General features: G+C 69.3%; 21 protein-coding genes, 1 pseudogene and 1 riboswitch. Of the genes and pseudogenes, 7 read left to right on the top strand and 15 right to left on the bottom strand.

The genetic code is table 11. From position 1 onward, the window contains the following. Positions 1-4 precede the first annotated feature (4 nt). The 3 genes and pseudogenes from JWS14_RS23750 to JWS14_RS23740 all read right to left on the bottom strand — a co-directional run. Positions 5-631 carry an LLM class oxidoreductase gene (locus JWS14_RS23750; RefSeq protein WP_072947341.1) on the bottom strand — a complete coding sequence of 209 codons (627 nt, stop codon included), beginning with the start codon at positions 629-631 and terminating at the stop codon, positions 5-7. Positions 632-783: 152 nt separating this feature from the next. After that, positions 784-2,079: an aminotransferase class V-fold PLP-dependent enzyme gene (locus JWS14_RS23745; RefSeq protein ID WP_095862983.1), complete on the bottom strand. Its 1,296-nt coding sequence runs from the start codon at positions 2,077-2,079 to the stop codon at positions 784-786. A gap of 51 nt (positions 2,080-2,130) precedes the next feature. Then, positions 2,131-2,245: riboswitch (SAM riboswitch) on the bottom strand. Between the two features lie 79 nt (positions 2,246-2,324). After that, a pseudogene (locus tag JWS14_RS23740) lies at positions 2,325-2,989 on the bottom strand (mammalian cell entry protein); the annotation flags it as partial. A gap of 309 nt (positions 2,990-3,298) precedes the next feature. Here JWS14_RS23740 and JWS14_RS23735 point away from each other — a divergent pair. Genes JWS14_RS23735 through JWS14_RS23720 form a run of 4 tightly spaced genes read left to right on the top strand, consistent with a single transcriptional unit; the run spans position 3,299 to position 7,450 of the window. Then, positions 3,299-4,780 carry a purine-cytosine permease family protein gene (locus JWS14_RS23735; protein ID WP_087559826.1) on the top strand — a complete coding sequence of 494 codons (1,482 nt, stop codon included), beginning with the start codon at positions 3,299-3,301 and terminating at the stop codon, positions 4,778-4,780. Positions 4,781-4,806: 26 nt separating this feature from the next. Beyond that, positions 4,807-5,433, top strand: a complete 627-nt coding sequence (locus tag JWS14_RS23730) for a TetR/AcrR family transcriptional regulator (RefSeq protein WP_072947337.1) — start codon at positions 4,807-4,809, stop codon at positions 5,431-5,433. After that, entirely contained in the window at positions 5,430-6,428 is a 999-nt protein-coding gene (locus JWS14_RS23725; protein WP_206014519.1) for a nitrilase-related carbon-nitrogen hydrolase, read from the top strand. The genes JWS14_RS23730 and JWS14_RS23725 overlap by 4 nt, the downstream gene beginning before the upstream one ends. Continuing rightward, positions 6,425-7,450 (top strand): agmatine deiminase family protein, encoded by a 1,026-nt coding sequence (locus JWS14_RS23720; RefSeq protein ID WP_072947335.1) that lies wholly within the window; start codon positions 6,425-6,427, stop codon positions 7,448-7,450. The genes JWS14_RS23725 and JWS14_RS23720 overlap by 4 nt, the downstream gene beginning before the upstream one ends. Here the strand turns inward: JWS14_RS23720 and JWS14_RS23715 are convergent. Next, positions 7,429-8,682, bottom strand: coding sequence for an RNA polymerase sigma factor (locus JWS14_RS23715; RefSeq protein WP_206014518.1), 1,254 nt, complete (start codon positions 8,680-8,682; stop codon positions 7,429-7,431). The genes JWS14_RS23720 and JWS14_RS23715 overlap by 22 nt on opposite strands. After that, entirely contained in the window at positions 8,682-9,383 is a 702-nt protein-coding gene (locus JWS14_RS23710; RefSeq protein WP_206014517.1) for a YciI family protein, read from the bottom strand. Before JWS14_RS23710 ends, JWS14_RS23715 begins: the two co-directional genes overlap by 1 nt. A 219-nt stretch (positions 9,384-9,602) precedes the next feature. Between JWS14_RS23710 and JWS14_RS23705 the strand changes: the two genes are divergently transcribed. After that, positions 9,603-13,493, top strand: coding sequence for a Pls/PosA family non-ribosomal peptide synthetase (locus JWS14_RS23705; RefSeq protein ID WP_095862979.1), 3,891 nt, complete (start codon positions 9,603-9,605; stop codon positions 13,491-13,493). Between the two features lie 14 nt (positions 13,494-13,507). Continuing rightward, positions 13,508-14,806 carry a M1 family metallopeptidase gene (locus tag JWS14_RS23700; protein ID WP_072947393.1) on the top strand — a complete coding sequence of 433 codons (1,299 nt, stop codon included), beginning with the start codon at positions 13,508-13,510 and terminating at the stop codon, positions 14,804-14,806. Here JWS14_RS23700 and JWS14_RS23695 read toward each other — a convergent pair. The 10 genes from JWS14_RS23695 to JWS14_RS23650 all read right to left on the bottom strand — a co-directional run bounded on the left by JWS14_RS23695 (position 14,737) and on the right by JWS14_RS23650 (position 23,599). Further along, positions 14,737-16,071, bottom strand: coding sequence for an MFS transporter (locus JWS14_RS23695; protein ID WP_206014516.1), 1,335 nt, complete (start codon positions 16,069-16,071; stop codon positions 14,737-14,739). The two genes, JWS14_RS23700 and JWS14_RS23695, sit on opposite strands and share 70 nt — an antisense overlap. Next, positions 16,068-16,715 carry a GntR family transcriptional regulator gene (locus JWS14_RS23690; protein WP_095862977.1) on the bottom strand — a complete coding sequence of 216 codons (648 nt, stop codon included), beginning with the start codon at positions 16,713-16,715 and terminating at the stop codon, positions 16,068-16,070. Before JWS14_RS23690 ends, JWS14_RS23695 begins: the two co-directional genes overlap by 4 nt. A 40-nt stretch (positions 16,716-16,755) precedes the next feature. Then, a complete protein-coding gene (locus tag JWS14_RS23685; protein ID WP_095862976.1) occupies positions 16,756-17,187 on the bottom strand; it encodes a RidA family protein in 432 nt (143 codons plus the stop codon). After that, positions 17,180-18,772: a gamma-glutamyltransferase family protein gene (locus JWS14_RS23680; RefSeq protein ID WP_206014515.1), complete on the bottom strand. Its 1,593-nt coding sequence runs from the start codon at positions 18,770-18,772 to the stop codon at positions 17,180-17,182. The genes JWS14_RS23685 and JWS14_RS23680 overlap by 8 nt, the downstream gene beginning before the upstream one ends. Beyond that, on the bottom strand, positions 18,769-19,131 hold the full coding sequence (locus JWS14_RS23675) for a Rieske (2Fe-2S) protein (protein ID WP_206014514.1): 363 nt from the start codon (positions 19,129-19,131) through the stop codon (positions 18,769-18,771). Before JWS14_RS23675 ends, JWS14_RS23680 begins: the two co-directional genes overlap by 4 nt. A 29-nt stretch (positions 19,132-19,160) precedes the next feature. Further along, on the bottom strand, positions 19,161-20,603 hold the full coding sequence (locus JWS14_RS23670) for an aldehyde dehydrogenase family protein (RefSeq protein ID WP_206014513.1): 1,443 nt from the start codon (positions 20,601-20,603) through the stop codon (positions 19,161-19,163). Beyond that, a complete protein-coding gene (locus JWS14_RS23665) occupies positions 20,600-21,841 on the bottom strand; it encodes an NAD(P)/FAD-dependent oxidoreductase (RefSeq protein ID WP_206014512.1) in 1,242 nt (413 codons plus the stop codon). Before JWS14_RS23665 ends, JWS14_RS23670 begins: the two co-directional genes overlap by 4 nt. A 16-nt stretch (positions 21,842-21,857) precedes the next feature. Continuing rightward, a complete protein-coding gene (locus JWS14_RS23660; protein WP_087559799.1) occupies positions 21,858-22,214 on the bottom strand; it encodes a Rieske (2Fe-2S) protein in 357 nt (118 codons plus the stop codon). Positions 22,215-22,278: 64 nt separating this feature from the next. Then, positions 22,279-22,998: an iron-containing redox enzyme family protein gene (locus tag JWS14_RS23655; RefSeq protein WP_072947323.1), complete on the bottom strand. Its 720-nt coding sequence runs from the start codon at positions 22,996-22,998 to the stop codon at positions 22,279-22,281. A 154-nt stretch (positions 22,999-23,152) separates the two neighbouring features. Next, a complete protein-coding gene (locus tag JWS14_RS23650; protein WP_072947392.1) occupies positions 23,153-23,599 on the bottom strand; it encodes a GlcG/HbpS family heme-binding protein in 447 nt (148 codons plus the stop codon). 179 nt (positions 23,600-23,778) lie between these two features. Here JWS14_RS23650 and JWS14_RS23645 point away from each other — a divergent pair, with 179 nt between their 5' ends. Further along, positions 23,779-25,470: a PucR family transcriptional regulator gene (locus JWS14_RS23645; RefSeq protein ID WP_206014511.1), complete on the top strand. Its 1,692-nt coding sequence runs from the start codon at positions 23,779-23,781 to the stop codon at positions 25,468-25,470.

Here is a 25,470-nt window from a genome sequence, read left to right as displayed (position 1 = left end):
CTGGTCAGGACGCCAGCACCCGTTCGACGCGGGGCAGGTCGAAGCGGCGCAGCGCCTCGTCCACCGCTTCGGCGGACGTGACGAGACCCCGCTGCTCCAGCCACGGGAGGGTGCCGTCGACGAGCTGCTCGAGAACCCTGGGCAGCGACAGCGGGAGCAGGGTCACGCCGTCGGCGACGCCGGCCGCCTGGATGTCGGCGATGAGGCCGGCGAGGCCGACCGGAGTTCCGATGTACTGCAACGACACCGGTGTGCGCGGTGTGTCCAGCGCACTGTCGAGGAGAGCCAGTTCCTTGCGCGCGGCGCGGGCTTCTCCGGCGATGAGCACCTCGAGGTCCACCAGGACGGTGACGCTGTCGGGGTCGCGGCCGTCGGCGACGATCTCGGCACGGATCCGCGCGCGCTCCTGCTGCGCCTCACGCAGATCGGCGGCCCGGATCCGGACGACGTTCGGCGGGAACGACGTGAGGTCGAGCTGATCCGTCGAGTCGGCGGTCAGGTCCACCCAGTAGTCGGCACCGTTGATCGGCCGCGTGCCTGCGGCGCCCTCGGCGGCCGGGTGGTGTCCCGATCCGGTCAGCTCGACGGCGACGCGAAGGGGACGGGAAACGAAGGCATTGTCTCGAGACATAAGGGTTCCTCGGGAATGACGTGTGCGTGTGAGTGAAACGGAGCGGGAAGACCGGTCAGCTCGAACACATACCCGAGGCGGTTCGGCACAGATCGACATACCGACGGCACCAGTGAGCAATCATTGTGCTCCCAGCCTGCGATGCCATGCCGTCATACTAGCGCGTCTCGCGAAAAGCGGGTCTCGGGCACCGGATTCCACTGGCCGCTCTCCTTGGCGTAGGCCCAGTTCCGGCGTCCCGCCACCAGGGTGCACACGGCGTCGACCAGCCGATCCACGTCCTCCGAGCAGCTTCCGAGACCCAGGCTCACCCGCACGGCACCGTCGGGCTTGCCGAGGCGGCCGAGCAGCGGGTGTGCGCAGAAGCGTCCGTCGCGAACTCCGATTCCGTGTTCGGCGGACAGGTAGGCGGCGATCTCCCCCGGCTCGAAACCGTCGATCGTGAACGTCACGATTCCCACGGTGTCGGGGGCGTCCGACCACAGCCGCAGGAACTCCAGGCCGTCGACGGAGCCGAGGCCGTCGAGCAGCCGGCCGGTGAGTGCCGCCTCGTGTTCGGCCACCGTGCCGAAGTCGAGTTCGGACAGCGCATCGCACGCGGCGGCGAGGGCAGCGGCGCCGAGCACGTTGGGGGTTCCCGCCTCATGCCGGGCGGGGGCAGGCGCCCACTGGGTGGATTCGACGGTCACGTTCCGGACCGCGCCGCCGCCCGCGAGGTAGGGCTCGGCGGCGTCGAGCCAGTCCCGGCGGCCCACGAGCACGCCGGCGCCGAACGGGGCGTACAGCTTGTGCCCGGAGAAGGCGAGGTAGTCGACACCCCACTCCTCGACGTCGATGCGGCGGTGCGGTGCGAGCTGAGCGGCGTCGACGAGAATCCGTGCGCCGCAACGATGCGCCACCTCGGCGAGGGCGGCGATCGGCAGCACCTCACCGGTGACGTTGGACGCCCCCGTCACCGCGAGCAGGGCGGTGGGCTTGGAGCACAGTTCGGCGACGAGCAGCCGGACGGTTTCGGCCAGCGTGTCCGCCGCCCGCACGACGCGAGAGTCCTTCCACGGCAGCAGGTTCGCGTGGTGTTCGATGTCGAGGACGACGGTGCTGCCGGGAACGCAGCCGGCGAGCAGGTTCAGCGAGTCGGTGGTGTTGCGGGTGAACACCACCACCTGGTCGTCGCACGCTCCGACGAATCGGGCCACCGAGTCGCGGGCGTTCTCGTAGCACTCGGTCGACACCCGCGAGGCGTAACCGGCGCCGCGGTGCACGCTGGAGTACGTCGGAAGCAGGGCCCCGATACGGTCCGTCACCTGCGCCAACGCCGGCGCACTGGCCGCGTAGTCGAAGTTCACGTAGGTGCAGTCGCCGCCCTGAACGAGCGGAACCCGCAGGTCGGAACCCGAAACCTGAGCCAGGGGGGCAACACACACGTCAGCGGTCAATACAGCAGTCATCACGACATCCCTCGTAGTCAGGGACTCGTCGCAGGGTCGGTGCCCTCTCGGAGTCCGCGCTTGCCGGGTTCGGTATGAACCTCAGCCTGGTCGTCACCCGGAGCACCCCGCCGCGGTGGAGGGTTGCCGACCAGCTAGCCGGGGCTTGACGCTGGTACTCGTGACCTGTTTCGAAGATTGCAGGATCGGCGCGCAGTTGTCAACCCGACACCGGGAGGGTCCGGGATCCGGGCTCGGCGCTCGCGTCAGTTGGGGGTGACTCCGAGCAGCGGGGCGAGCTGATTCGCAATCGGGTTGAGGTCCAGCTTGTTCGGGTCATTCTTGGGCGTGGAGTCCCACGGCTGAACGGTGGCGGGGTCGCCGAACACGATCCGGTTCGCGCTGCGGACGCCGGTGAGACTGCCCTGCGGGGCCGCACAGATGGCGGCGGTGTTCTGCGGGAAGTCCTGCTGCGTGTCGTCGAAGTTCGGATCCTGGCGCTTCATCTCCCGGAGGATCGCCCGGGTGCCCTCGTACCCGACGGTGCACGACGGCGGGTTGTTCGTCTCGGCCACCCGGCCCAGGTGCACGGAGATCACCTTCGCCGTGGCGGACAGGTTGGCGAGGTTCGTCGTGATGCCGGGGCCCGCATCCGAGACCAGTTGCCCCAGTTGCTTGCTCGTGGGATTTCCGTTGTCGATCAGCCGCCGGACATCGGGGTCGCTGCTGCGCAGCCGGTCCGCGAGCGGCTGAAGGTCTTCACCCTTTCCGTCGAATGCCGCGCCGAGTTCCGTCACGACGGTGTGGAGCGCGTCGATCGGCGCGGATTCGGTCAATCCCTTTGTGCTGGCGAGTAACTCCCCGAGGGCATCGGCGTGGCCGTGTCCCCCGGGGGGCGACGAGAACGAAGCCGATCAGCTGCCACCGGACCATCGGCGACCTCACCGTGCGCCCTCGATGTCGCGCCGATCGAGCGCCGTCCCCGCAGCGGTGAGCCGGTGCCGGCTCACGAGACGACCGATAGTGGCGGCGGCAGACACAGGCACTCCGATGACTGGTAAATACATGAGACGAACGGTCACACGTATGTCTTGACCGATCGTCGGAGCAGCGCAAACTCCGCGCCAACCGCCGTGGTGCACGTCACCCCCCGGTCTTGACTGAATTTTCAGTTTGGAATATGTTCGGTGCCCAACAGGACGTGATACCGGTCACCTCCGCCCCGAATGTGAGGTCCGCAGTGTCCACGAATCTCGACCCGACGACGCCCCTCGACGACACCGCTCCCTCCCCGCCGGAGGATCGGTTCGGACACGTCGAGACGATCGGCGTGGAGTACATCCCCGAATCGGAACGCGATTCGCGACCGCTCAACATGCTCGCGGTGTTCTTCGGCGGCAATCTGGCGTTCTCCGTGATCGTGTTCGGCTGGCTCCCCATCACATTCGGGCTCAGCTTCGGCAGCGCGCTGGCGGCCAGCGCGATCGGCATCGGGCTCGGAACGCTCCTCATCGCTCCCCTGTCACTCCTGGGCCCGCGCACCGGCACGAACAACACCGTGTCGAGTGGTGCGCACTTCGGCGTGAGCGGACGGATGATCGGCTCGGGGCTCACCCTCCTCTTCGCCCTCGCGTACGCAGCGATCGCGGTCTGGACGTCGGGGGACGCACTGATCGCCGCCGCCCACCGCCTGTTCGGCACACCGGTCGACAACGGCATGCTCGCCCTCGGCTACGGCATCATCGCCGCCGAGATCGTGGCCGTCGCACTGTTCGGCCACGGCACGGTGGTCGCGCTCCAGAAGTTCGTGCTGCCCGTCGTCGCCGCACTACTCTTGCTGGGGGTCTTCGCGTTCGGTGGCCACTTCGACGGCGGCGCGGGCAGCGGCGACTACCTGCTCGGCGGTTTCTGGCCGACCTGGATTCTGGCCGTGGTCCTCGCCGTCGGCGGTCCGCTGTCCTACGCCCCGACGCTCGGCGACTACAGCAGGCGGATCTCCCGGGTGCGGTTCAGCGACCGTTCGATCGTCGCGGCCACCATGGCCGGCATCTTCTTCGGACTGTTCCTGACCGCGGCATTCGGTTCGTTCACCGCGTCGACGTTCACCACGCTGAGCGACTCCTACGTCGCCGACCTGGTGGCGGAGGCTCCCGGCTGGTACGTGCTGCCGATCGTCCTCGTCGCCCTCGCGGGCGGACTCGGCCAGGGCGTCCTCAACGTCTACGCCAGCGGGCTCGACCTGGAGGCGCTGATCCCCCGTTTGCGCCGCGTCCACACGACGCTGATCACGTCGGCGCTCGCGGTGGCCCTGCTCTACATCGGTGTCTTCGTCGTCGACGCCGTCGATTCGATCACGGCGATGACGTTGGTGCTCAACGGTTTCGCCGCGCCGTGGGTCGCGATCAACGTCGCCGGCTTCCTGGTTGCGCGGCGAGGGCAGTACGACGCCGTCGATCTCCAGGTGTTCAACCTGGGCCGGAAGGGCGGGCGGTACTGGTTCACCGGCGGCTGGAACCTTCGCGCCGTCATCCCCTGGGCCGCAGGATCGCTGTTCGGCCTGCTCGCGGTCGACACGTCGCTGTACTCCGGGCCTCTTGCCGACATCGCGCACGGTGTCGATGTCAGTCTGATCGGATCGTCGGTCATCGCCGTGGCCGGCTACCTCGTCGCGCTGCGACTGTGGCCCGAACACGTGGCCCCGGTCGAGGCGCCGTCGTCCTAGCACGACACGAACCGAAGGAGATTCCGATGAGCGAGCGACGCGACGCGATTCTGAAGGCCAGCGCGACGGCGATTGCCCAGCGAGGTATCCGCGGGCTGCGCGTCAACGATGTCGCGGAGGTCGCGGGCGTCTCGCCGGGACTGCTGTACTACCACTTCAAGGATCGCATCGGCCTGCTCGAGGCCGCCCTGAACTACATCAACGACCGTGCCCGCGACTACCGCAGCGAGGGCGAGGGGTCCGCGGACTCCGCACGCGACCGGCTCACCCGCTCGCTCCTCGGCGAGATCCAGGACCGCCCCGAGGTCGTGGAGAACTCGCTGGCCTGGAACGAGTTACGCGCCTCCGCCGTGTACGAGGAGGCGCTGCGGGAGCCCCTCGCGCGGACCACCGCCGCGTGGGTTGCCGAGATCGCCGACGCGATCACGCAGGCGCAGGCCACCGGCGAGATCTCCCCCTCCCTCGACCCCCGGCGCACCGCGGTCACGATGACCGCCCTCGTCGAAGGACTGTCCGGGCGGTGGCTCTGCAAGGAGATCTCCACCGAGGACGCCCGCTCCCACCTGCTCGGCGCGATCGACGTCGTGATGTCCGAGCCCCCCAACCGCACCACCGACAACCCCGTCACCACCAGAACGAAGGAAAAACGATGACCATCCGCACGATCACCGCGCTGCCCGCACCCTCCTCCCCCGCACGTTCCACGGCGTCCGCCCGCACTCCGCTGCGGGTCGGGTTGGTGCAGCACCGCTGGCTCGCCGACGCGGACGCATTGCGCACCGGGTTGACCGACGCGATCGGTGAGGCGGCCGCCCTCGGCGCGGCAGTGGTGTTCCTGCCGGAACTCACGCTGTCGAAGTACCCCGCCGACACCCGCGCGACCGGGACACCCGGGCGCGACGCCGAGGACCTCACGACCGGACCGACATACAGTTTCGCGGCCGCCGCCGCTGCCCGCCACCAGGTATGCGTGCATGCCTCCCTCTACGAACGAGCCGACGGCCCCGACGGTCTCGGTTTCAACACCGCCATCCTCGTGTCCCCGTCCGGTGAACTGCTGTCCCGGACACGCAAGCTGCACATCCCCGTCAGCGCCGGATACTACGAGGACACCTACTTCCGCGGCGGCCCCGCCGACGACGCCTACCCCGTCTACCGGCCTGCCGAACTGGGCGGCGCCGCCCTCGGACTGCCGACGTGCTGGGACGAATGGTTCCCCGAGGTGGCGCGGATGTACTCGCTCGCCGGCGCGGAGATCCTGGTCTACCCCACCGCGATCGGGTCCGAGCCGAGCTTCCCGGCGTTCGACACGCAGCCGATCTGGCAGCACGTGATCGTCGGAAACGGCATCACCAGTGGCACATTCATGGTTGTCCCGAACCGTTGCGGCAACGAGGGCGGCATCGACTTCTACGGTTCCTCGTTCATCTCCGACCCGTACGGCCGAGTGCTGGTGTCCGCTCCCCGCGACGAGGAAGCGGTCCTCGTGGCCGACCTCGACCTCGACCAGCGCAAGGACTGGCTCGACCTCTTCCCGTTCCTGACCACCCGTAGGCCGGACACGTACACCCGGCTGACGGACGCCGTCGACCACGAGCACCCCTACGGTCTTCCGTCGACGGTCGCCGCCGCGGAGACCCGGTCATGACCTGGCGGATGCCCAGCGAGACGGAACCTCAGGAGCGGGTCTGGATGGCGTTCCCGCCTCTCGGGGCGTCGATGACCGCGACGGCGGACGACGCCCACGAGGCGCGGACCGCGTGGGCGGCCGCCGCCCACGCGGTCGCCGAATTCGAACCGGTCACCATGGTCGTCGATCCGGCAGACAGGAACGTCGCCCGGCAGTACCTGTCCCCGGACATCGACGTGGTCGAGGCGCCCCTCGACGACGCCTGGATGCGCGACATCGGTCCCACGTTCGTCCTCGACGAGGAGGACCGCCTCGGTGCCGTCGACTGGGTGTTCAACGGCTGGGGACAGCAGGAGTGGGCCACCTGGGACCACGACCGCTCCATCGGCGCGGCCGTCACGGCGTGGTCGGGCGCCCGGCCGGTCCCATCGTCGATGGTCAACGAAGGCGGCGGAATTCAGGTGGACGGCCACGGAACCGTGTTCGTCACCGAAACGGTGCAACTGGACCCACTGCGCAACCCCGGCCTGGACGCGGCCGGGGTCGAGGCGGAACTCGCGCGCACGATCGGCGCCGAGCACGTCGTCTGGCTGCCGCGCGGCCTGACGCGGGATTCCGAGAAGTTCGGCACCAAGGGGCACGTCGACATCGTCGCGGCGCTTCCCGCACCCGGGGTGGTCCTGGTGCACTGCCAGCGCGACCCGTCCCACCCCGACCACGAGGTGACCGCCGAGATCTTGAAGGTGCTGTCCGACAGCCGTGACCGGTCCGGTGCGCCGTGGCGGATCGTCGAGGTGCCCGCGCCGACGGTCCTGCGTGACGAGGAGGGGTGGGTCGACTACAGCTACATCAATCACCTCGTCGTCAACGGCGGCGTCATCGCGTGCGGCTTCGACGACCCCCACGACGCCCTCGCCCGCGACATCCTGTCGAGCGTCTACCCGGGTCGTCGCGTCGTCACCGTCGATGCCCGGCAGATCTTCGCGCGGGGCGGCGGCATCCACTGCATCACCCAGCATCAGCCGCGCGGGCGGATCTGACGGGCACCGGTTTCGCCGTCCACTTCCGTGAGCCGTCGGGTCAGGAAACGCCGGGTCGGTTCGTTCGCCGCCAGTGCGATCGCGGCGCGGTATTCCACGCTCGCCTCCGCCGGCCTGCCTGCTCGGCGCAGCAGGTCGGCGCGGGTGGCGTGCAGGGTGTGCGTCCGGGCCAGCCTCGGTTCCCCGGCGAGCGCGTCCACCTCGGCGAGGCCGGCGTCGGGACCGTCACGGAAACTCACGGCGACAGCGTGATTGAGACGGACTGCGGGTGAGTCACCGTACGCGGCGAGATCGTCGTATCCGGAGACGACGGCGTCCCAGTCGGTGGCTTCCCAGTTCGGCGCCGTCGCGTGGGCGGCGGCAATCGCGGCCTGCGCGCTGTACGGACCGCCTCCCCGGCGCCGGGCGGCCCGCAGGCACACGACGCCTTCCTCGATCTTCGCCCGGTCCCACCGCCTGCGATCCTGGCACTCGAGCGGGACGAGGTCACCGGCGTCGTCGATGCGCTGGGTCCGCCTGCTGTCGTGGAACAGCATGAGCGCCATCAACGCCCACGCCTCACCCTCGTCCGGCATCAGCTCGCACAGCAACCGGCCGAGCCGCAGCGCCTCGTCGCAGAGTTCGTCCCGGATCGCGGCGTCACCGGACGTGGCCGAATACCCCTCGGTGAACACCAGGTAGATGCAGGCGAGCACCTGCGGGGTGCGCTCCGGAAGCAGATGGTCGGGCGGAACCCGGAACGGGATCCCGGCCGTCCGGATCTTGGCCTTGGCGCGGCTGAGCCGTTGGGACACGGTCGGTTCCGGAGCGAGGAACAACCGGGCGATCTCCGCAGGCCTCAGCCCGGCCACCAGCCGGAGCGTCAACGCCACCTGCGACTCCAAGGACAGCGCGGGATGGCAGCACGTGAACATGAGCCGCAACTGGTCGTCACGCACGGGCCACACCTCTTCCTCGTCCGGAGGCGGAACGAGCCTCGCCGCATCGTGCTCCTTGTCGCCGCGCAGCGACTCCCTGCGTAACCGGTCCAGTGCCCGGTTGCGGGCGACGGTCGTGATCCAGGCCCCCGGGTTGTTCGGCACACCCGAATCCGGCCAGCTGCGGATCGCCTCGGCGAACGCCTCCTGCACCGCGTCTTCCGCGAGGGACAGGTCACCGACCATCCGAGCCACGGTGGCCAGCGCCCGACCGGACTCCTCCCGAAAGACGCGGCTCAGCGTGTCGCCGTCCATTACTCGGCGAAGTCGACGATCTGCCGGAGTTCGATGCAGCCTTTCGGCGACACCGGGATCTTCGCCGACAACGCGATCGCGCTCTCCCGGTCGTCGGCTGCGAGCACGTACAGACCGTTCGCGACCTCGGTGGTCTCGGCGAAGGGGCCGTCGGTGAGCAGAAGTTCGCCGTCGCGGACGCGGATCGTCGTCGCGGAGTCCGGCGGATACAGGGCTCCGCCACCATGCACCGCGGACCCGGCGAGGCGACCGAACTTCTCGTGCTCGGCCATCCCCTCGTCCCACTGGGGTGTGCCCGGCGACACCGCCGCCGCCACCGGTTCGCGGAGCAGCGCCATCCAGCAGCCTTTCTGATCGGTCACGGGCATCCACTCGAACATCGGCCACAACTCGATGATCGCCTCGGGGATGTGCCGCGCGACATTCAGCACCTCGTCCAGGTCCGGTCCCTCGAGAACGTAGAAACCACCGATCACCTCCGCGGTCTCCGCGAACGGACCGTCCGTGATCAGCGCGTGGCCGCCCTCGTTCCGGATGGTCGCCGCCTCCGTGCTCGGATACAAGGCACCACCTCCTACGATCGCGGAGCCCGCTCTCTCCGTGAACGCCTGATGGCGCGCAACGGCCACCGCGAACTCCGGACTGTCCGGTGCCCATTCTGTGGCGTTCTTCTCGTCCGCCAGCAATGCCAGGTAGTACATGGGGTCATCCTTCCTCGGTTCGAAGGAACTCGGGTGCTCCCTCTGACCAGACGACGAAGAAAAGTAGCGAACTTATACATCCGCGGCGAGAAACCTCCAACAGCAGGTGAAGAATGGTCGAAGAAGGCCTGCCAACCACCAACTGTTCACCATCTGGCCACTTGATCGTGAGATAACGAGCCGTACGCACCACTACCCGCTCAGAGAAGGAATCCTGGATTGTCTCTCCAGTCGCCGACGGATTCGGACCTGTCGCTCCGTATACCCCGGGAATTCCTCCGCCGTGAATTCGCACCGGCGCCGCGCACCCTCGTCGACATCCTGTTCGCGACGGCCGAGGCGAACCCCGAAGCCCCCGCGATCGACGACGGCACCACGTCGCTGACGTACCAGGAACTGCTCGAGGAGATCCGGCAGACCGCCGACGTCCTCGCCGGATCGGGAGTCGGGGCCGGCGATCGTGTCGGAATCCGCATGCCGTCCGGGTCGTGCTCGCTGTACGTCGCCATTCTGGCGACGCTCGCCGTCGGCGCCGCGTACGTGCCGGTCGACGCGGACGACCCCGAAGAACGCGCCGAACTCGTGTTCGGCGAGGCGCAGGTGCGGTGTGTGGTGACCGGTACCGGGATCATGGCCGGCACCGCACCGGCCAGGGCCGACGCGCCGAGCGCCCGCCCGCCGACCGTCGACGACGACGCGTGGATCATCTTCACCTCCGGGTCCACCGGCACCCCCAAGGGTGTCGCGGTGAACCATCGCAACGCGGCCGCGTTCGTGGACGCCGAGGCCCGGATGTTTCTGCAGGAAGACCCGATCCGGCCCGGCGACCGGGTGCTCGCCGGACTGTCGGTGGCGTTCGACGCGTCCTGCGAGGAGATGTGGCTGGCGTGGCGTCACGGCGCCTGCCTGGTTCCCGCACCCCGGTCGCTGGTGCGCAGCGGCATGGACCTCGGCCCGTGGCTCGTCGCCCGCGACGTCAGCATCGTCTCGACGGTGCCGACCCTGGCGTCGCTGTGGCCCGCCGAGGCCCTCGAGGCCGTGCGCCTGCTGATCTTCGGCGGCGAGGCCTGCCCGCCCGAACTGGCCGAACGCCTCGCCGTCGACGGTCGCGAGGTGTGGAACACGTACGGGCCCACCGAGGCGACGGTCGTGGCCTGCGGCGCCCTGATGGACGGTCGGAGCCCGGTCAGCATCGGCCTCCCGCTGGACGGCTGGGACCTCGCCGTCGTCGACGGATCCGGCGAACCCGTACCCGAGGGCGAGGTCGGCGAACTGGTCATCGGCGGTGTCGGCCTGGCCCGGTACCTCGACCCGGCGAAGGACGCCGAGAAGTACGCCCCGATGCCGACGCTCGGCTGGGATCGGGCCTACCGGAGCGGCGACCTGGTCCGCCTCGACCGCCGCGGACTGCTGTTCCAGGGCCGCGCCGACGACCAGGTGAAACTCGGCGGCAGGCGGATCGAGCTGGGCGAGGTCGACAACGCGCTGCAGAACCTCCCCGGCGTCGGCGGCGCCGCCGCGGCCGTGCGCCGGACCGGCGCCGGTCACCAGATCCTCGTCGGCTACCTGGCCAGCACCAACCCCGACTTCGACCTCAAGGCCGCGCACACCGCGCTCACCGGCCAGCTTCCGGCTGCGCTGGTCCCGCGGCTGGTGCTGGTCGACGAACTCCCCACCCGCACGTCGGGGAAGGTCGATCGCAACGCCCTTCCCTGGCCGCCGCCGGGCGTCGACGACGCCGCGGAGAAGCTGGGCCTCGAGGGCACACCGGCGTGGGTCGCCGAGTTGTGGACGTCGATTCTGGGCGCCGAGATCACCGGAACCGACGACGACTTCTTCGAACTCGGCGGTGGTTCCCTCTCCGCCGCCCAGCTGGTCACGGCGCTGCGCGAACGGTTCCCCGAAGTGACTGTCGCGCAACTCTACGATCATCCGCGGCTCGGTTCCCTCGCCGAATACCTCGACGAGCTGGCGCCGATCGACGCCGCCGAACCCCGCATCGTCACCCCGACTCCGCGGCGAAGCCAGCTCGCGCAGATCGCGGCCACGGTCCCGCTCACCACGCTCACCGGTCTGCAGTGGGTGACGTGGCTGGCGATCGCGAACAACGTCTTCTCCTGGTTCACGACCGTGTCCTGGGCGCCGACGGTGTCGTGGTGGTGGATTCTGCTCGCGTTCTTCGCGTTCATCAGCCCGGTCGGCCGGATGGCCATCTCGGTGCTCGGTTCACGGATCCTGCTGCGCGGGCTCGAGCCGGGAACGTACCCCCGCGGCGGCAGCGAACACCTGCGACTGTGGGTGGCACTGCGCCTCACCGAGGCCAGCGGCGCCGCGAACCTGTCCGGGGCCCCGTGGATGCTCTACTACGCGCGGGCGCTCGGCGCCGACGTCGGCAAGGGCGTCGACCTGCACACGCTGCCGCCGGTCACCGGCATGCTCGAACTCGGCGACGGCTGCTCCGTCGAACCGGAGGTCGACCTGTCCGGGCACTGGGTGGACGGCGACGTCGTGCACATCGGCGGGATCAAGATCGGCCCCGGCGCCTCGGTCGGCGCGCGATCGACGCTGCTGCCCGGCGCCACCATCGGACGTAACGCCGAAGTCGAGGCCGGTTCCGCCGTGTTCGGACGCGTCAAGGCCAATCAGCACTGGGCCGGTTCACCGGCGGTCAAGGTCGGCAAGGCGGTCCACCCGTGGCCGGAAGGGACCCCGCGCCGCGCGGCCTACTGGGTTCCCGCGTTCGGCGTGACGTCCATGCTCATCGCCGGACTGCCGATCTTCGCCCTCGTCGCAGGCATCGTGGTCGTCGGGTGGTGGATCCGCGACGCGGCAACGGTCGGGGCGGCCGCACTCCAGTCGCTGGTGATCCTCCCCGTCGCGACGCTCGTCAGCCTCGCCGTGTTCGCCGTCCTCACGGTCGTGTCCGTCCGGCTGCTGTCGATCAGGTTGCGCGAGGGCTACCACCCGGTCCGTAGTCGCATCGGCTGGCAGGTGTGGGCCACCGAACGGCTCATGGATTCGGCCCGCACGTTCCTGTTCCCGCTGTACGCGAGCCTGCTGACACCGGGTTGGCTGCGGTTGCTCGGCGCCCGGATCGGCAAGAACGTGGAAGCGTCGACCGTCCTCATGCTGCCGAAGTTCACGACCGTGGCGGACGGCGCGTTCCTCGCCGACGACACGATGATCGCGAGTTACGAACTCGGCGGCGGCTGGATGCACATCGAGCACGCGAAGGTCGGCAAGCGCGCGTTCCTCGGCAACTCCGGGATGACCGGCCCGGGTAGGCGGGTCCCCAAGAACGGTCTCGTCGCCGTGCTGTCGGCCACGCCGTCGAAGGCGAAATCCGGTTCCTCCTGGCTGGGCAGTCCGCCTGTCCGCCTCCGCCGGGCGCCCGGCGACACCGACGCCTCCCGCACGTTCCGTCCGCCGTTCCGGCTCAAGGTCGCTCGTGCCGTCGTCGAAACGTGCCGTCTCCTTCCCGTGATGGTGACGTTCGGGATCGGGCTCGGCGTGCTGTTCGCGGTGGAGGTGATGGCCGGCCGCGTCGGTTTCTGGCTCGCGGCGCTGGCCAGCGGGCTCGTGCTCCTCGTCGCGGGTGCGGCCGCCGGACTGATCTCCGTCATCGCGAAGTGGCTGGTGGTGGGTCGGATCGGCAAGATCGAACACCCGCTGTGGAGTTCGTTCGTGTGGCGGAACGAGGTGTCGGACGCGTTCGTGGAGACCGTCGCCGCACCCTGGTTCGCGCGCGCCGCCACCGGCACCGCAGTGCTGAACGTCTGGTTGCGCGGCCTCGGCGCCACCATCGGCAAGGGGGTGTGGTGTGAAACCTACTGGCTCCCCGAGGCCGATCTCGTGACGCTGGGCGACGGGGCGACCGTGGAACGGGGGTGCGTGGTGCAGACTCACCTGTTCCATGATCGGATCATGTCCATGGACACCGTCATCCTCGGAGCCGGAGCCACCCTCGGGCCGCACTGTGTCGCGCTGCCCGCCGCCCGGATCGGCGAAGGCGGCACGGTCGGACCGGCCTCCCTCGTCATGCGCGGCGACTCCGTGCCGCCGTCCACGCGGTGGCAGGGGAACCCGATCGCCCCCTGGGCGGCCACGTGAAGTCCGACAAGGGGATGGACGAGCCGGTCGACCCGTACCTCCCCCAAAACGGCAACCGTGGATACCGGGTGTCCCGGTACGAACTCGACCTCACCTACAAGGTCCACAGCAACCGGCTGACGGGCAAGGCCACGATCACCGCGGTCACGACCGCGGTACGTTCCCGGTTCGCCCTGGACCTGGCGGCCGGCATGCACGTCACGAAGGTCGCGGCCAACGGTTCCCGCAACACGAAGTGGCTGCACCGCAACGGCAAGCTGATCATCACGCCCGCGCAGAAGATCCCCCCGGGCGGCGCTCTCGTGCTCACCATCCAGTACGGGGGTTCGCCGAAACCGATCCGCAGCATGTGGGGTGAGGTCGGGTGGGAGGAATTGTCCGAGGGCGCCCTCGTCGCCAGTCAGCCCAACGGGGCGGCGTCCTGGTTCCCGTGCGACGACCATCCCAGCTCGAAAGCCAGCTACCGCATCGCGATCACGACCGATTCGCCGTACTACACGGTGGCCAACGGCGCGCTGGTGAGCAAACAGACCCGGGCCAGTCAGACGACGTGGGTGTACGAGCAGACCGAGCCGATGCCGAGTTACCTCGCCACCATCCAAATCGGGCCGTACGAGCGCCGCAGGTTCGGTTCCGGTGGTGTTCCCATGTTCGCCGTCCACCCGCCGCGGCTACGAGCGTCGTTCGACGTGGACTTCGGCCGACAGCCCCAGATGATGGACGTGTTCTCCCGGTTGTTCGGCCCCTACCCGTTCGCCGACTACACGGTGGTCGTGACGGACGACGAGTTGGAGATCCCGCTCGAGGCGCAGGGACTGTCCATCTTCGGCGCCAACCATTGCACCGGCAGGCGCTGGGCCGAGCGTCTGGTGGCGCACGAACTGGCCCACCAATGGTTCGGCAACAGCCTGACGCTCGGCCAGTGGCGGGACATCTGGTTGCACGAAGGCTTCGCCTGTTACGCCGAGTGGATCTGGTCGGAGAATTCCGGTGGACATTCGGCGCACCAACTCGCCCTGCAGGCGCATCAGGGCCTGGCCCGTAAACCACAGGACCTGATGATCGCCGATCCGGGACCGCAGCTGATGTTCGACGACCGCGTCTACAAGCGCGGCGCGCTCACGCTCCACGCGCTGCGGCGCCGGCTCGGCGACGACAAGTTCTTCGCGTTGCTGCGCGAGTGGACCCTGGCCCATCGCCACTCCACCGTCACGAGCGAGCAGTTCACCGATCTGGCCGCCCACTACACCGACGAATCGCTGCGCCTGCTGTGGGATTCGTGGCTCGGGGAGAAGACGCTGCCGTCGATGTGATCTGACGCCGCTTCCGAATTCGGCAGGTGCGCGCGCCACTTCGTGAGGGCGAGCGCGAGGCAGCCGACGGCCGCGACCGCCCCGAACACGAACATTCTCGGGTACGTCACCGCCGGGAACGTCTCGGACAGGTACGCCATCACGACGGGTGTCCCGAACCCCAGATACGTCAGCGAGTAGAAGACCGCGGTCAGTCCGGCGAGGTCGTCCGGGCCCGCGATCCGCTGGATCTCCTGCAGTCCCGACACCATCGCCATGCCGTATCCGCAGCCGAGCACGACGGCCGCGGCGAGCGCGAGCGGGACGGTCAGCGCGGACGCCGCGACCACCGCGACACCCATTCCGGCGACGACGACAACGAGCGAGACCACGACGGCCCGCGCGTTCCGGGGAGTGTCGATCTTGCGGCCGAGAGCCTGGATGGCGAAACCCGCCCCGAGGCCGACCATGCACATGAGCGCGGAGAACGCGAGCGGCAGCCCACCGGTGTTCCGGGACATCAGCGACGGGAGCACCGCGTAGGCGGCGGCCGCCGTGCCGAACACCCACGGCGCGAGCGGCACGATCACGAACAGGAACCGCTTGTGCGCGGCGGACCGGATCGCGAGGTCGCGGGCGAGGGAGACTCGTTCGGAGACGGGCTGGGCCGCGCGGGTCTCGGGGGCCCGCCACAGCGCGACGGCTGCGGCGACGGCGATCGCACTGTGCACGGCGTAGGACAGGACGCTCGGCAGCGGCGCCCACTGCGCGAGAATACCGGCGACACCAGCACCCAGGCCGAACCCACCCGTCAGGCTCATCGCGGCCCGCCGCGCACCCGCACCGTCCGCGGCCGCGGGATCCCACGGCGGGGTCGACAACTCCTTCACCCAGCTGCCGCCGACGGCCATGCCGAGGCCGAGCGCGACGCCGCACAGGACGCGGCCGACGATGAGCATCGCCGCGGAGTCGGCGCCGAGGGCCAGGAGTGCGGAGCCGGCGACCGTCAGGAACGGCGCGGGGAGCAGGATCGGCCGTCGTCCCAGCCGGTCGGACAGTGGTCCGCCGAGGAGCAGGGCGGGCACGATCCCGACGACGTAGGCGAACAGGAACAGGTCGACCGTGACCGGTGAGAATCCGTGATCGGCGCGGTACATCCCGAGCAGCGGCGTGAACTCGTTGCCACCCCAGGCGACGGCGAACATGGTCGCGGCCACCAGCATCCAGGCGCGCGGCGACGCGAGGGCCTGCGGCATCTCCGTCGGGTATTCGCGGACGGCGGTCATCGCGCAACTCCTCTCGGGTTGAGGGCGTGGACCTGGCGCATGTGGACGAGCACCGCGGCGTCGAAGCCGGCGGCGTCACCGGCCTCGACGAGTTCCGTCAGCTGTTCGTGGTCGGCGATGATCCTGGGCAGCTGTCCCGGGTCGCGGGTGATGGAGTGTGCCGTCATCCGGCGCTGGCGCTCGCGGATGCTGGAGTAGAACGTCGCGAGCAGCGGGTTCTCGCCCGCCTCGACGATCATCCGGTGGAAGTCGGCGTCGGCGGCGCTGAAGGCCGCGACGTCGCCTCGTGCGGCGATCTCGCGCTGCTCCGCGAGGTTCTCGCGCAGGCGGGCGACGAGGAGTTGGCGGGCGTGCGGCTGATCGGCGAGCACCCGGACGCTGTGTGTCTCGACGAGTTGGCGGGCGTCGACCACGTGTTCCGCCTCGCCGTCCGCGACGGGCACGACGAGCGCGCCCCGCTTCGGGTACAGCCGCATCCAGCCCTCGGCCTCGAGCCGGAGGAAGGCCTCGCGCACCGGGGTGCGGCTGAGCCCCATCCGTCCGGCGATCTCGCCCTCGCTGATCAGCTCACCGCCGGGCAGGCCGCCCGACAGGATGAGTTCCTTGACCTCGCGATAGGCCTGCTCCGCGGCGGAATACAACATAGACACAAGATGTATTTATACTCCTGAGCCGAGGACGGGTCTATGCCGAGACGGCCACTGTGAGCTCTATCTCCACGGGCGCGCCGGACGGCAGGGCGTACACGCCGATCGCGCTGCGCACCGGCAGCGCGCCGGGTCCCAGGCATTCGACCAGCACGTCGGACGCACCGTCGGCCACCGCGGACAGCTCGCGGAAGTCCGGGGCACACGCGACGAAGACGCTCATCCGCAGGCACCGGGAGATGGCGGCCGTGCCACCGACGGCCGCGGCGACGGCGGCGATCGCGTTTCTCGCCGCCAACCCGGCCGCCTCCCGGGCCCGCGGAATGTCCAGGTCTCGTCCGACGACACCGGCCACGGTCAGCACCCCGTCGCGGCGCGGTGTCATCCCCGCGCTGTACGCGATCCCGTCGTGCACGACGGCGGGGATGTAGCGGCCCTGCGGCCGCGGGACGGATTCCGGCTCAGACACCGAGCGCTATCCCTTCCTGACGAGGGTCGGCGGCACCGGACAGCAGTCCGCGTGCGGTGTCGACGGAGATGATCTGAGCGCTGCCGCCTGCCGCCCACGGCCCCTGCACCGCGACGTCGTGACCCAGCCGCTCCAACTCGGCACGCACCTTCTCCGGGATACGGGACTCGCAGCGCAGTTCCGCCGGGCGGCCGACCACGTCGGCGTCGCTGCCGGGGAAGACCGTGAAGCGGGGGGCCGCGACGGCCTCCGCCGGGTCGAGTCCGTGGTCGAGCAGGTGCGAGATCAGTTGCATGTTCCACTGCACCTGCCCGTCTCCGCCCGGGGTGTTGCCGACGTGCAGCAGATTCCCGGACGTGTCGGTGACGACCCACGCGTTGAGGGTGTGCAGCGGCTTGCGTCGCGGCGCCGCGGCGTTCGGATGTCCCGGGATCAGGTAGGCCCCGCGGCCGTATCGGTTGTTCAGCACCACCCCGGTGCCGGGGACGGTCATCTTGGCGCCGAACGTGAAGGCGAGGGAGTGGATGAAACTGACGGCACGGCCGTCGGCGTCCACTGCGACGGTGGAGGTGGTGTCTCCCGCGCTCACACTGAAGGCGCCCGACGACGCCCGATGACGGTCCAGCCGGTCCCGCGCCGACCCGACCGCGGCCGGCTCGAGGACCGCCTGCCACCCGTCGTTGCCGGCGCCGCAGGTCGCGAGCCGATCCTCGAACGCCAGGCGCGCCGCTCTCGCCATGCGGTCGACGGCCGGAGCGGTCAGCCACGGGGAGAAGCCGACGACGCCATCATTCAGCGCTGCCTGCTGCAGCACCATCCATCCGGGTGTGGGCAACGGCGTCTGGTGCACGACCGCGCCGGCGTAGTGGCCGCTGATCGCGGACTCCGGTCGCACGTCGGCGCCTGCCTCCCACTCGTCCCCGCCGAACGGCGCTCCTCCGGCGCGGAGCGCGTCGACGGCCCGCCGAGCGAACGAGCCGGTGTAGAAACCGTGCACGTCGCGCGCCAGTTGACGGAGGAATCCGGCCAGGTCGCGCTGCGGCAGCAACTCCCCGACCTGCGGTAACCGCCCGCCCGGCAGATACACGGCACGCAGTCCGGGGTCGGCGGCGATCGCGGCCTGCGCCTCCCGCACGTCGTCGCGAGTCTTGGCCGAGCAGGGCAGCCCCTTCTCGGCCGCGCGGACCGCCGGCGCCCAGAGATCCCCCAGCGAGCGGGTGGCCCCACCCGCGTGGAGTGCGGCGAGGGCGGCCGGCGCTCCGGGAACCGCCACCGCCAGCGCCCCGTCGAGGGGAACCGACCGCAGCCCGCGTTCGGTGTAGAAGTCCACGTCGGCGCCGTCGGGCCCGAAGCCGCTGCCCCCGACCGTCCACACCGTTCCGTCGGGTTCGCGGACGACGGCGAACGCGTCGCCGCCGATCCCGCACTGGCCGGGCAACGTCAGCCAGGTCATCGCGGCCATGGCCAGTGTCGCGTCGATCGCGTTGCCGCCGTCGGCGAGTACGCGCGCACCGACCGTGCTCGCCGCGGGATGACTGGACGAGACCATGCCGTCGGTGGAGAGGGTGGACGGTCGAAGGTTCACTTCGTGCACCCCCGCGCGGCCCGCCGGCGCGGAATGGAACTGGTGTCGTCCGGGTCGATGCCGACGAAGATCTCGCCGTCACGTTCCTCTACGGGATAGGTCTTGATGGCCACCGTCGCCGGCGGGCATACCGGCTCACCGGTCTCGATGTCGAACACGCTTCCGTGGCAGGAACATCCGATGCCGTCGTCCACGAGTTTCCCGGACGAGAGCAGGCAGTCCAGGTGCGTGCAGTAGTTGGACGTGGCGTAGGCCTTCCCGTTCAGGCGGGCCACGGCGAACTCGTGGTCACCGGCGAAGAAGCGGCGCACGATGCCTTCGGAAACCTGTCCGGAGCGCGCAACGCGAGTGAATTCCATGGTCTTCTCCCTCTGTCGACAGGTCGGTCTCAGGCCGAAGGGCTGAGGTAGACGGTCTTTTCGGCTTGGTAGAACTGCATCATCGAGTCCCCCGCCTGTTCCTTGTGGGTCTGCGTGCTCGACGCCTTGTACCCGCCGAACGGCGCGTTCATGCTCATGCCGGTGGTGGGCTGGTTGATCTTCACCAGGCCCGATTCGGAACGGCCTGCGAACGCGAGCGCCCTGGTCACGTCGTTGGTGACGATTCCGGCGCTGAGCCCGAATTCGGTGTCGTTCGCGAGTGCGACCGCCTCGTCGAAGCCGGCGGCCCGCAAGAATACCAGCAGTGGTCCGAACACCTCTTCCGTCACCACCCGCATGTCCGGGCTGCCTCCGGCGAACACGGTCGGGACGGCGAAATAGCCGTTCTCGATGTCGAGACTGGTTCCGCCACAGACCAGTTCGGCGCCTTCGTCACGGCCAATCTGCACGTACTCGAGGAACTTGGCGAGCTGCCCCGCGCTCGCGAGAGCACCCATCCCCACTCCCGGGTCCGCGCCCGGCCCGACGGTGATCTCGCCGGCGAGTTCCACCACGCGGTCCAGCAACCGGTCGTGGATCGAGTCCACCGCGATCACCCGACTGGTGCCCGTGCAGGCCTGCCCGGACAACCCGAAGGCGCCCTTGACGATCAGCGCTGCCGCCTTGTCCACGTCTGCGTCGTCGAGGACGACGACGGGATTCTTGCCGCCCATCTCGAGTTGACTCCGGCGCGACGGACCCACCGCCGCGTGGATCGCGCGGCCCACGCCGGTGGAGCCGGTGAACGTCACGGCGTCGACGCGCTCGTCCGCCGCGATTGCGGCGCCGGCGCGGCCGGAGCCCTGGACCAGAGCGACGGCCCCGGCCGGAAGCCCCCCGGCCAGCAGCGCCTCGACCAGCCGCTGTCCCATCAGCGGCGTCAACTCGGACGGTTTGAACACCACGACATTTCCCGCGGCGAGGGAAGGTCCCAGTTTGCGTGACGGGATGTTGAGCGGGAAGTTCCACGGGGTGATCGCGCCGACGATGCCGACGGGTTCGCGCAGGGTGATGACCAGTCCCTCGCCCGGGGTGGGATACGTGCTGCCGGTGGTCCGGAGCGCCTCACCCGCGTAGAAGCGCAGGTTCATCGGAGTGCGGCCGACTTCCATCGTCGCCTCCGCCCGGGTCTTGCCCTCCTCTCGAACGAGTTCGTCGACGAGTTCGGCTGCCCGCGTCTCAAGGTGCGCGGCGGCACCTTCCAGAATCGCCGCGCGGCGTTCCGGGGGCGTCGCGGCCCACTGCGGCGCCGCCTTGGCCAGCGCGCCCACGGCGGCATCCACGTCCGCCTCGGTGGAATCGGGGAACACGCCGATCACGTCGTGGTGGTCGGCGGGGTTGCGCCGCTCGAACACCTCGCCCGAGAACGACGGAACCCACTGCCCGTCGATCAAATTGAGTCCCTCGATCATGACACCGTCACCAATTCCTCGTCGTCCTCGTCCATCAGGTCGAACAGGTCGACGCTCTCGTCCGCCAACCGGGCCGGTGCGATCGCCCGGCCGATCAGTTCCCTGGCCGCGCCGATCTCCTCGCCGCGGTCGAGCGTGAAGGCGCCGCGCACGACGCCGCGGTCCAGATAGAAGGCGGTGAATTCGCCGCTGTCGGCGCTGCCGCGGAATACCAGGTCCGTGTAGGTGGCGGCGCCGGTGAACTGGATGTTCTTGCCGAACTGATCGGACCAGAACCAGTGCGCGGGGTCCACGACCCCGACGCGCCCGAGCATCAGGTTCGCCGTCGCGGCCCCCTGTTTACTCGCGTTGTCGAAGTGTTCGACGCGCACGTGCCTGCCTGCCGCGTCGGAGAATCGGGCCGCCACGTCGCCGGCGGCGTACACGTGCGGAACCGACGTCCGCCCCTGCGCATCCACGAGGATTCCGCCGTCGACGGCCAGTCCGGAGGCCTGCGCGACCTCGACGTTGGGGACGATCCCGATCCCGACCACCACGACGTCGGCCTCAATCACGTCTCCGCCCTCGAGCGCGATGAGCACGCCGTCCGGCCGGGTCGTCACGGCGTCGACCCGGACGCCGCCGCGTACGGTGACGCCGTTCTCGCGCTGCAACCGCGTGCAGACATCGCCCATCTCGGGCCCGAGAATCCGGGCGAGAGGCACCGCGTCCGCCTCGAGGACCGTCACCTCCGCGCCGAGAGTTCGCGCGGTGGCAGCAATTTCGAGTCCGACGAAACCGCCGCCGATCAGCACCAGTCGAACGCCGGGGCGAAGCTGGGCGGCGAGCCGTTCGGCGTCGTCGATCGTCCTCAGGTAGTGCACCCGTTCCGGTGCGGGGCCGGTCACCGGCATCGTGCGCGGCCTGCCGCCGGTCGCGACGAGGACGGCATCGGCCGCGATGCTCCGCCCGTCGGACAGTTCGACCGATCCGCCGCTCGCGTCGATCCGCGTCACCGTCGTGCCGGTGAGGAGTTCGACGTTCTGCTGGTCTCGCCATGCGTCGGGCAGGAGCATCAACGATTCGCGGTCCTCCTGCCCGGCGAGGAATTCCTTGGACAGCGGTGGGCGCTGATACGGCGCGTGCGGCTCGTCGCCGACGAGGAGGATCCTGCCGTCGAACCCTCGGCGCCGCAGGGTGCGCGCCGCGACAGCGGCGGTCTGGCCGGCACCGATGGTGACGATGGTGTTCAGCGTCATGGTGTCACTCGCTCTCTCAGTCGACTTCGGCCGGCGAAGTCGCGGTCTCGGCGTAATCGGGGCTGCGGGTGAGATCGACGTAGACGACGTCGTCCTCGACCTTCACCGCGTAGGTCGGCTGGCACAGGTCCTGGTCTTCCTCGTAGCCGGTGTCGAGGTCGAACGCCCACTGGTGGCCCGGGCAGATGACGCGCCCGTGCAGCAGTGTGCCTTTCGCCAGCGACCGATCCTGATGGACGCACAGATCACGGAAGGCGTAGATCCGGTCGTCGGTCTGGAACAGGGCGATCGCGGTGTCCCCGGCCTCGACTCGAAGCTTCCGGCGGCGGCCGAGTTCGCGCACGGTGACCAGCCGGGTCCAGTTCGTCTCCATCGTTCTCTCCTGTCGGGCGGCCTGCGTCCGGAGGGGCCCGGTCCGGGCCCCTCCCTTCGCACGGTCAGGCGGTCGCGAGCGTGAGGTCCGGTGCCACGTACGTGTCGTAGAGACCCTTCGTGTACGAGAAGCGCATCTCGGCTCCCCACTGCACGAGTTGCAGGCAACGCTGCTGCAGCTGCGGGGTGTCCGCGTGGTCGAGCACGATCTGGTATCCGCGCTCACCGTGCACGACGTCCGACGTGATGTGCAGGTCGAAGAACTCGATCTCGTCCTCGGTGAACCCGTACACCTCACGCAGCGGGACGATCTGCTTCTTGTAGATGCTCGGAACCTGCGACTCGAGTCCGACGACGAGTGCGGCGGTGGCCACGACGAAGTGTTCACGCTGCGACACCGCGTAGCACCAGGACTGCAATCCGCGGGTGATCGCATTCATGTTCGACGGATCCTCGACGCGTTCCTTCGTGGTGCCGCACGCCTCGGCGAACTTGATGAGGAGGTCGGTGTGCCGGATGTCGGCCAGTTCCTCCTCGTACATGTTCTGGAGGGTGAAATCCTTTGCATTGGTGAAGGTGTCGGGGGTGTTCGAGTAGATATTCGCGAGGTAGTCGGCGAAGGGACCGACGTAGTGGTAGTGGTTCTCCGCCCACCGCGCGAAGTGGTGCTTCTCGAGCTTGCCCTCGGCCCACGCCTTGCTGAACGACGCGTTCTTCGCCTCGCGGCCCTTGATGGCGTTCTCCAGAGCTGTGCGGAATTCGTCCCTGCCCAGTAGTTCGGTCATGATGTGCCTCGTCTTCCTCGGATATGAGATGGTTGGGGAATGCTCCGACTGGAGTGAATTCGACGGTATCGACTCGAGATCGGGGCGACCACGGTCGAAGTGACTGCGACGGAACGGTTTCGATGTGCACGTTGTCGGCACACGGGGAAGTTTGTCAGTTGCGCACTACCGCGAGAGCTTCGAACTCGGCCAGCATCGCCGCTCCGACCGCCTTGTCCTGCTTGCCGTTTCCGCCGCTGATCCCGATGCCGCCGACGATCTGGCCGTCGAAGACGAGGGGGAATCCGCCGACGAACACCGCGAACTTGCCCGGCAGCATGTGGCTGATGCCGAATGCCTCGTTCCCGGGCAGAGCGGGGCCGTCCGGGGCCTCGTTGAACAGGTGCGTGGCCCGCTCGTGGCCGGCCGCGGTGAACGCCTTGGCGATCGCGATGTCGACTCCGGTGAGGCGCGCTCCGGGCAGTCGGTGCAGGGCCAGGACGTTGCCGCCGTCGTCGCAGACGCACAGGGTCTGCTTGACGCCGATTTCCTCGGCCTTCGCGCGTCCCGCGGCGAGCAGCGGGAGTGCGTCGTCGAGGGTGATGCGGTGAACCTGATGCATGGTCTTCTCCGTTGCGTATTCGGGAGGAAGTGATGCACCGATTTCTATCACCGGCATCGCCGGCGGAACCATGGTCAAACTATCCGGCAATTTCCGTGAAATCAGGGCATAGTGCATAGGCAGTGCAGGTGCGCGCTCCGCCATACTGCACCTTTCGACTCCAGCCGAGGAGGTCCATAGTGGACGACACCACGACGCCGAACGCGGACGACGAGCGACTGTCGCTGCGCGGCCTGCTCGAAGAGCCACTGCTCGCGTCGGCCCGGGTGCTGTCCGGCACGGACGCCCTGAGCGGCCCGGTGACGTGGTGCCTGCCGTGGGGTGAGGTGATGAGCAGGCCCGACTCGCTCGCCGAGGTCGCTGTCTACACCCGGCTCGAAACCCTGTCCGCACCCGGACGCGAACTCGAGTCGCTGGTGGCGCGGGGTGCCGGCGTCCTCCTGGTCGACGGGTCGGCGCCCGTAGGCATCACCTGGCCGACCGGACTGACGGTCGTGGAACTGGGATTTCCCGTAGGGTTCACGGCGCTCAACCGACTCCTCGCCGAGCGCGCACTCACCCAGGAAGCGCACGTGATGCGTTATGCGCTCACCGTGCATCAGTCGCTCGCGGGGTTGCTGCACCGTGGGGCGGGCCTGCCGATGCTGATCCGCGAGGTCGCGGCGCTGACCTCGGACGTCGCGGTCGCTCTGGATGTCCGGGGACGCCTCCTCGCGCACGCCGGACTTCCGGACGCCGAGGACGCGGGCACCGTCGCGCTGCTCGACGCGCTCGCCGACGCCCTGCCGCGGTTGGAGGAATCGCCACCGGCACGGATGCACAACGTGCACGTGATCCGCCTGGAGCATCCGGATGGACTGTTCGCCCCCACGACGGCGGTCGCCGGGGCGATGCAACTGGCAGGCCGCTACGAGGGCTGGGTCGTCGTCATCGTGCCCGGGGCCAACCCGCGCAGGCACGACATCGCGCAGCACCGGGTGGTCGTCGAGCAGGCCGGGACGATCATCGGCACCGAGATGCTCCGGCAGCGGAGCGTGGACGAGGCCGAGGAGCGGGCCCGGGGCGACTTCGTTCAGGCCCTGGTGCACGGCAACTTCGCCAACGACCACGACCTGCGCACCCGGGCCGCACTGCACGAGATCGATCTGGACCTGCACTACATCGTGTTCGTCGCTCCCGGTCTCGTCGACCGGGCGGCGGGACGACCCGGCGCGAGCATGGTCCGGCTGGCTCGCTACGCCGCCGGCGTGCTCCCCCGTCCGGGCGTACGTTCTCATGTCACCGTCATCGGCGACGTGCTCGTGGTGATCCGATCCCTGAGTTCCGCCGGCGCCCCCGGCGTCGACTCGGAGATCGGCGAGTACGCGCACGCCATGGCGCTCGATCTCGAAACCCGGTTGGGCCAGCGGATTCCCGTTGCCCACGGTCGCCCGGCGGCGGGCGCCCGCGACATCGGGGAAAGCTACCGCGAGGCCCGCATCACCCTGGGTATCGCCCAGCGGCTCGGGCTGTCCGGCTCGGTGGCCTACAACGACCTGCGCGGGTTCAGCGTGCTCGCCCGCGCCACCGACACCGACGAGAGCCGTCGGCTCATCCGTGACGTTCTCGGCCCCCTTCGGGCGTCGAATTCGCACGCCGACACCGAGGAGTTGCTGTTCGCCTATCTCGAAGAAGGCGGCAACATCAACGCCGCCGCGCGGCGGCTCCGGATCCACCGGAACACGATGATCGCCAAGCTCGACCGCACGTCGCGGCTCATCGGCATGGACATCCGGGAACCGGAGAACCAGTTCACGCTGTGGCTGGCGCTCCGGCTCGATCTGCTCTCCCAGGTGCAGGACACGGTCAACAACGAGATCGTGACTCGCTAG

Origin of the sequence: Rhodococcus koreensis (assembly GCF_017068375.1) — a bacterium.
Lineage (GTDB): Bacteria > Actinomycetota > Actinomycetes > Mycobacteriales > Mycobacteriaceae > Rhodococcus_F > Rhodococcus_F koreensis.
Note: the sequence above shows the minus strand (reverse complement) of the source record. Positions and strands in the feature narration are given on the sequence as shown.

Excerpts from the sequence above, each read along its gene's own strand:
- JWS14_RS23750 (WP_072947341.1), bottom strand. The coding sequence starts at position 631 with ATGTCTCGAGACAATGCCTTCGTTTCCCGTCCCCTTCGCGTCGCCGTC.
- JWS14_RS23745 (WP_095862983.1), bottom strand. The coding sequence starts at position 2,079 with ATGACTGCTGTATTGACCGCTGACGTGTGTGTTGCCCCCCTGGCTCAG.
- JWS14_RS23730 (WP_072947337.1), top strand. The coding sequence starts at position 4,807 with ATGAGCGAGCGACGCGACGCGATTCTGAAGGCCAGCGCGACGGCGATT.
- JWS14_RS23725 (WP_206014519.1), top strand. The coding sequence starts at position 5,430 with ATGACCATCCGCACGATCACCGCGCTGCCCGCACCCTCCTCCCCCGCA.
- JWS14_RS23720 (WP_072947335.1), top strand. The coding sequence starts at position 6,425 with ATGACCTGGCGGATGCCCAGCGAGACGGAACCTCAGGAGCGGGTCTGG.
- JWS14_RS23715 (WP_206014518.1), bottom strand. The coding sequence starts at position 8,682 with ATGGACGGCGACACGCTGAGCCGCGTCTTTCGGGAGGAGTCCGGTCGG.
- JWS14_RS23710 (WP_206014517.1), bottom strand. The coding sequence starts at position 9,383 with ATGTACTACCTGGCATTGCTGGCGGACGAGAAGAACGCCACAGAATGG.
- JWS14_RS23700 (WP_072947393.1), top strand. The coding sequence starts at position 13,508 with ATGGACGAGCCGGTCGACCCGTACCTCCCCCAAAACGGCAACCGTGGA.
- JWS14_RS23695 (WP_206014516.1), bottom strand. The coding sequence starts at position 16,071 with ATGACCGCCGTCCGCGAATACCCGACGGAGATGCCGCAGGCCCTCGCG.
- JWS14_RS23690 (WP_095862977.1), bottom strand. The coding sequence starts at position 16,715 with ATGTTGTATTCCGCCGCGGAGCAGGCCTATCGCGAGGTCAAGGAACTC.
- JWS14_RS23675 (WP_206014514.1), bottom strand. The coding sequence starts at position 19,131 with ATGGAATTCACTCGCGTTGCGCGCTCCGGACAGGTTTCCGAAGGCATC.
- JWS14_RS23670 (WP_206014513.1), bottom strand. The coding sequence starts at position 20,603 with ATGATCGAGGGACTCAATTTGATCGACGGGCAGTGGGTTCCGTCGTTC.
- JWS14_RS23665 (WP_206014512.1), bottom strand. The coding sequence starts at position 21,841 with ATGACGCTGAACACCATCGTCACCATCGGTGCCGGCCAGACCGCCGCT.
- JWS14_RS23660 (WP_087559799.1), bottom strand. The coding sequence starts at position 22,214 with ATGGAGACGAACTGGACCCGGCTGGTCACCGTGCGCGAACTCGGCCGC.
- JWS14_RS23655 (WP_072947323.1), bottom strand. The coding sequence starts at position 22,998 with ATGACCGAACTACTGGGCAGGGACGAATTCCGCACAGCTCTGGAGAAC.
- JWS14_RS23650 (WP_072947392.1), bottom strand. The coding sequence starts at position 23,599 with ATGCATCAGGTTCACCGCATCACCCTCGACGACGCACTCCCGCTGCTC.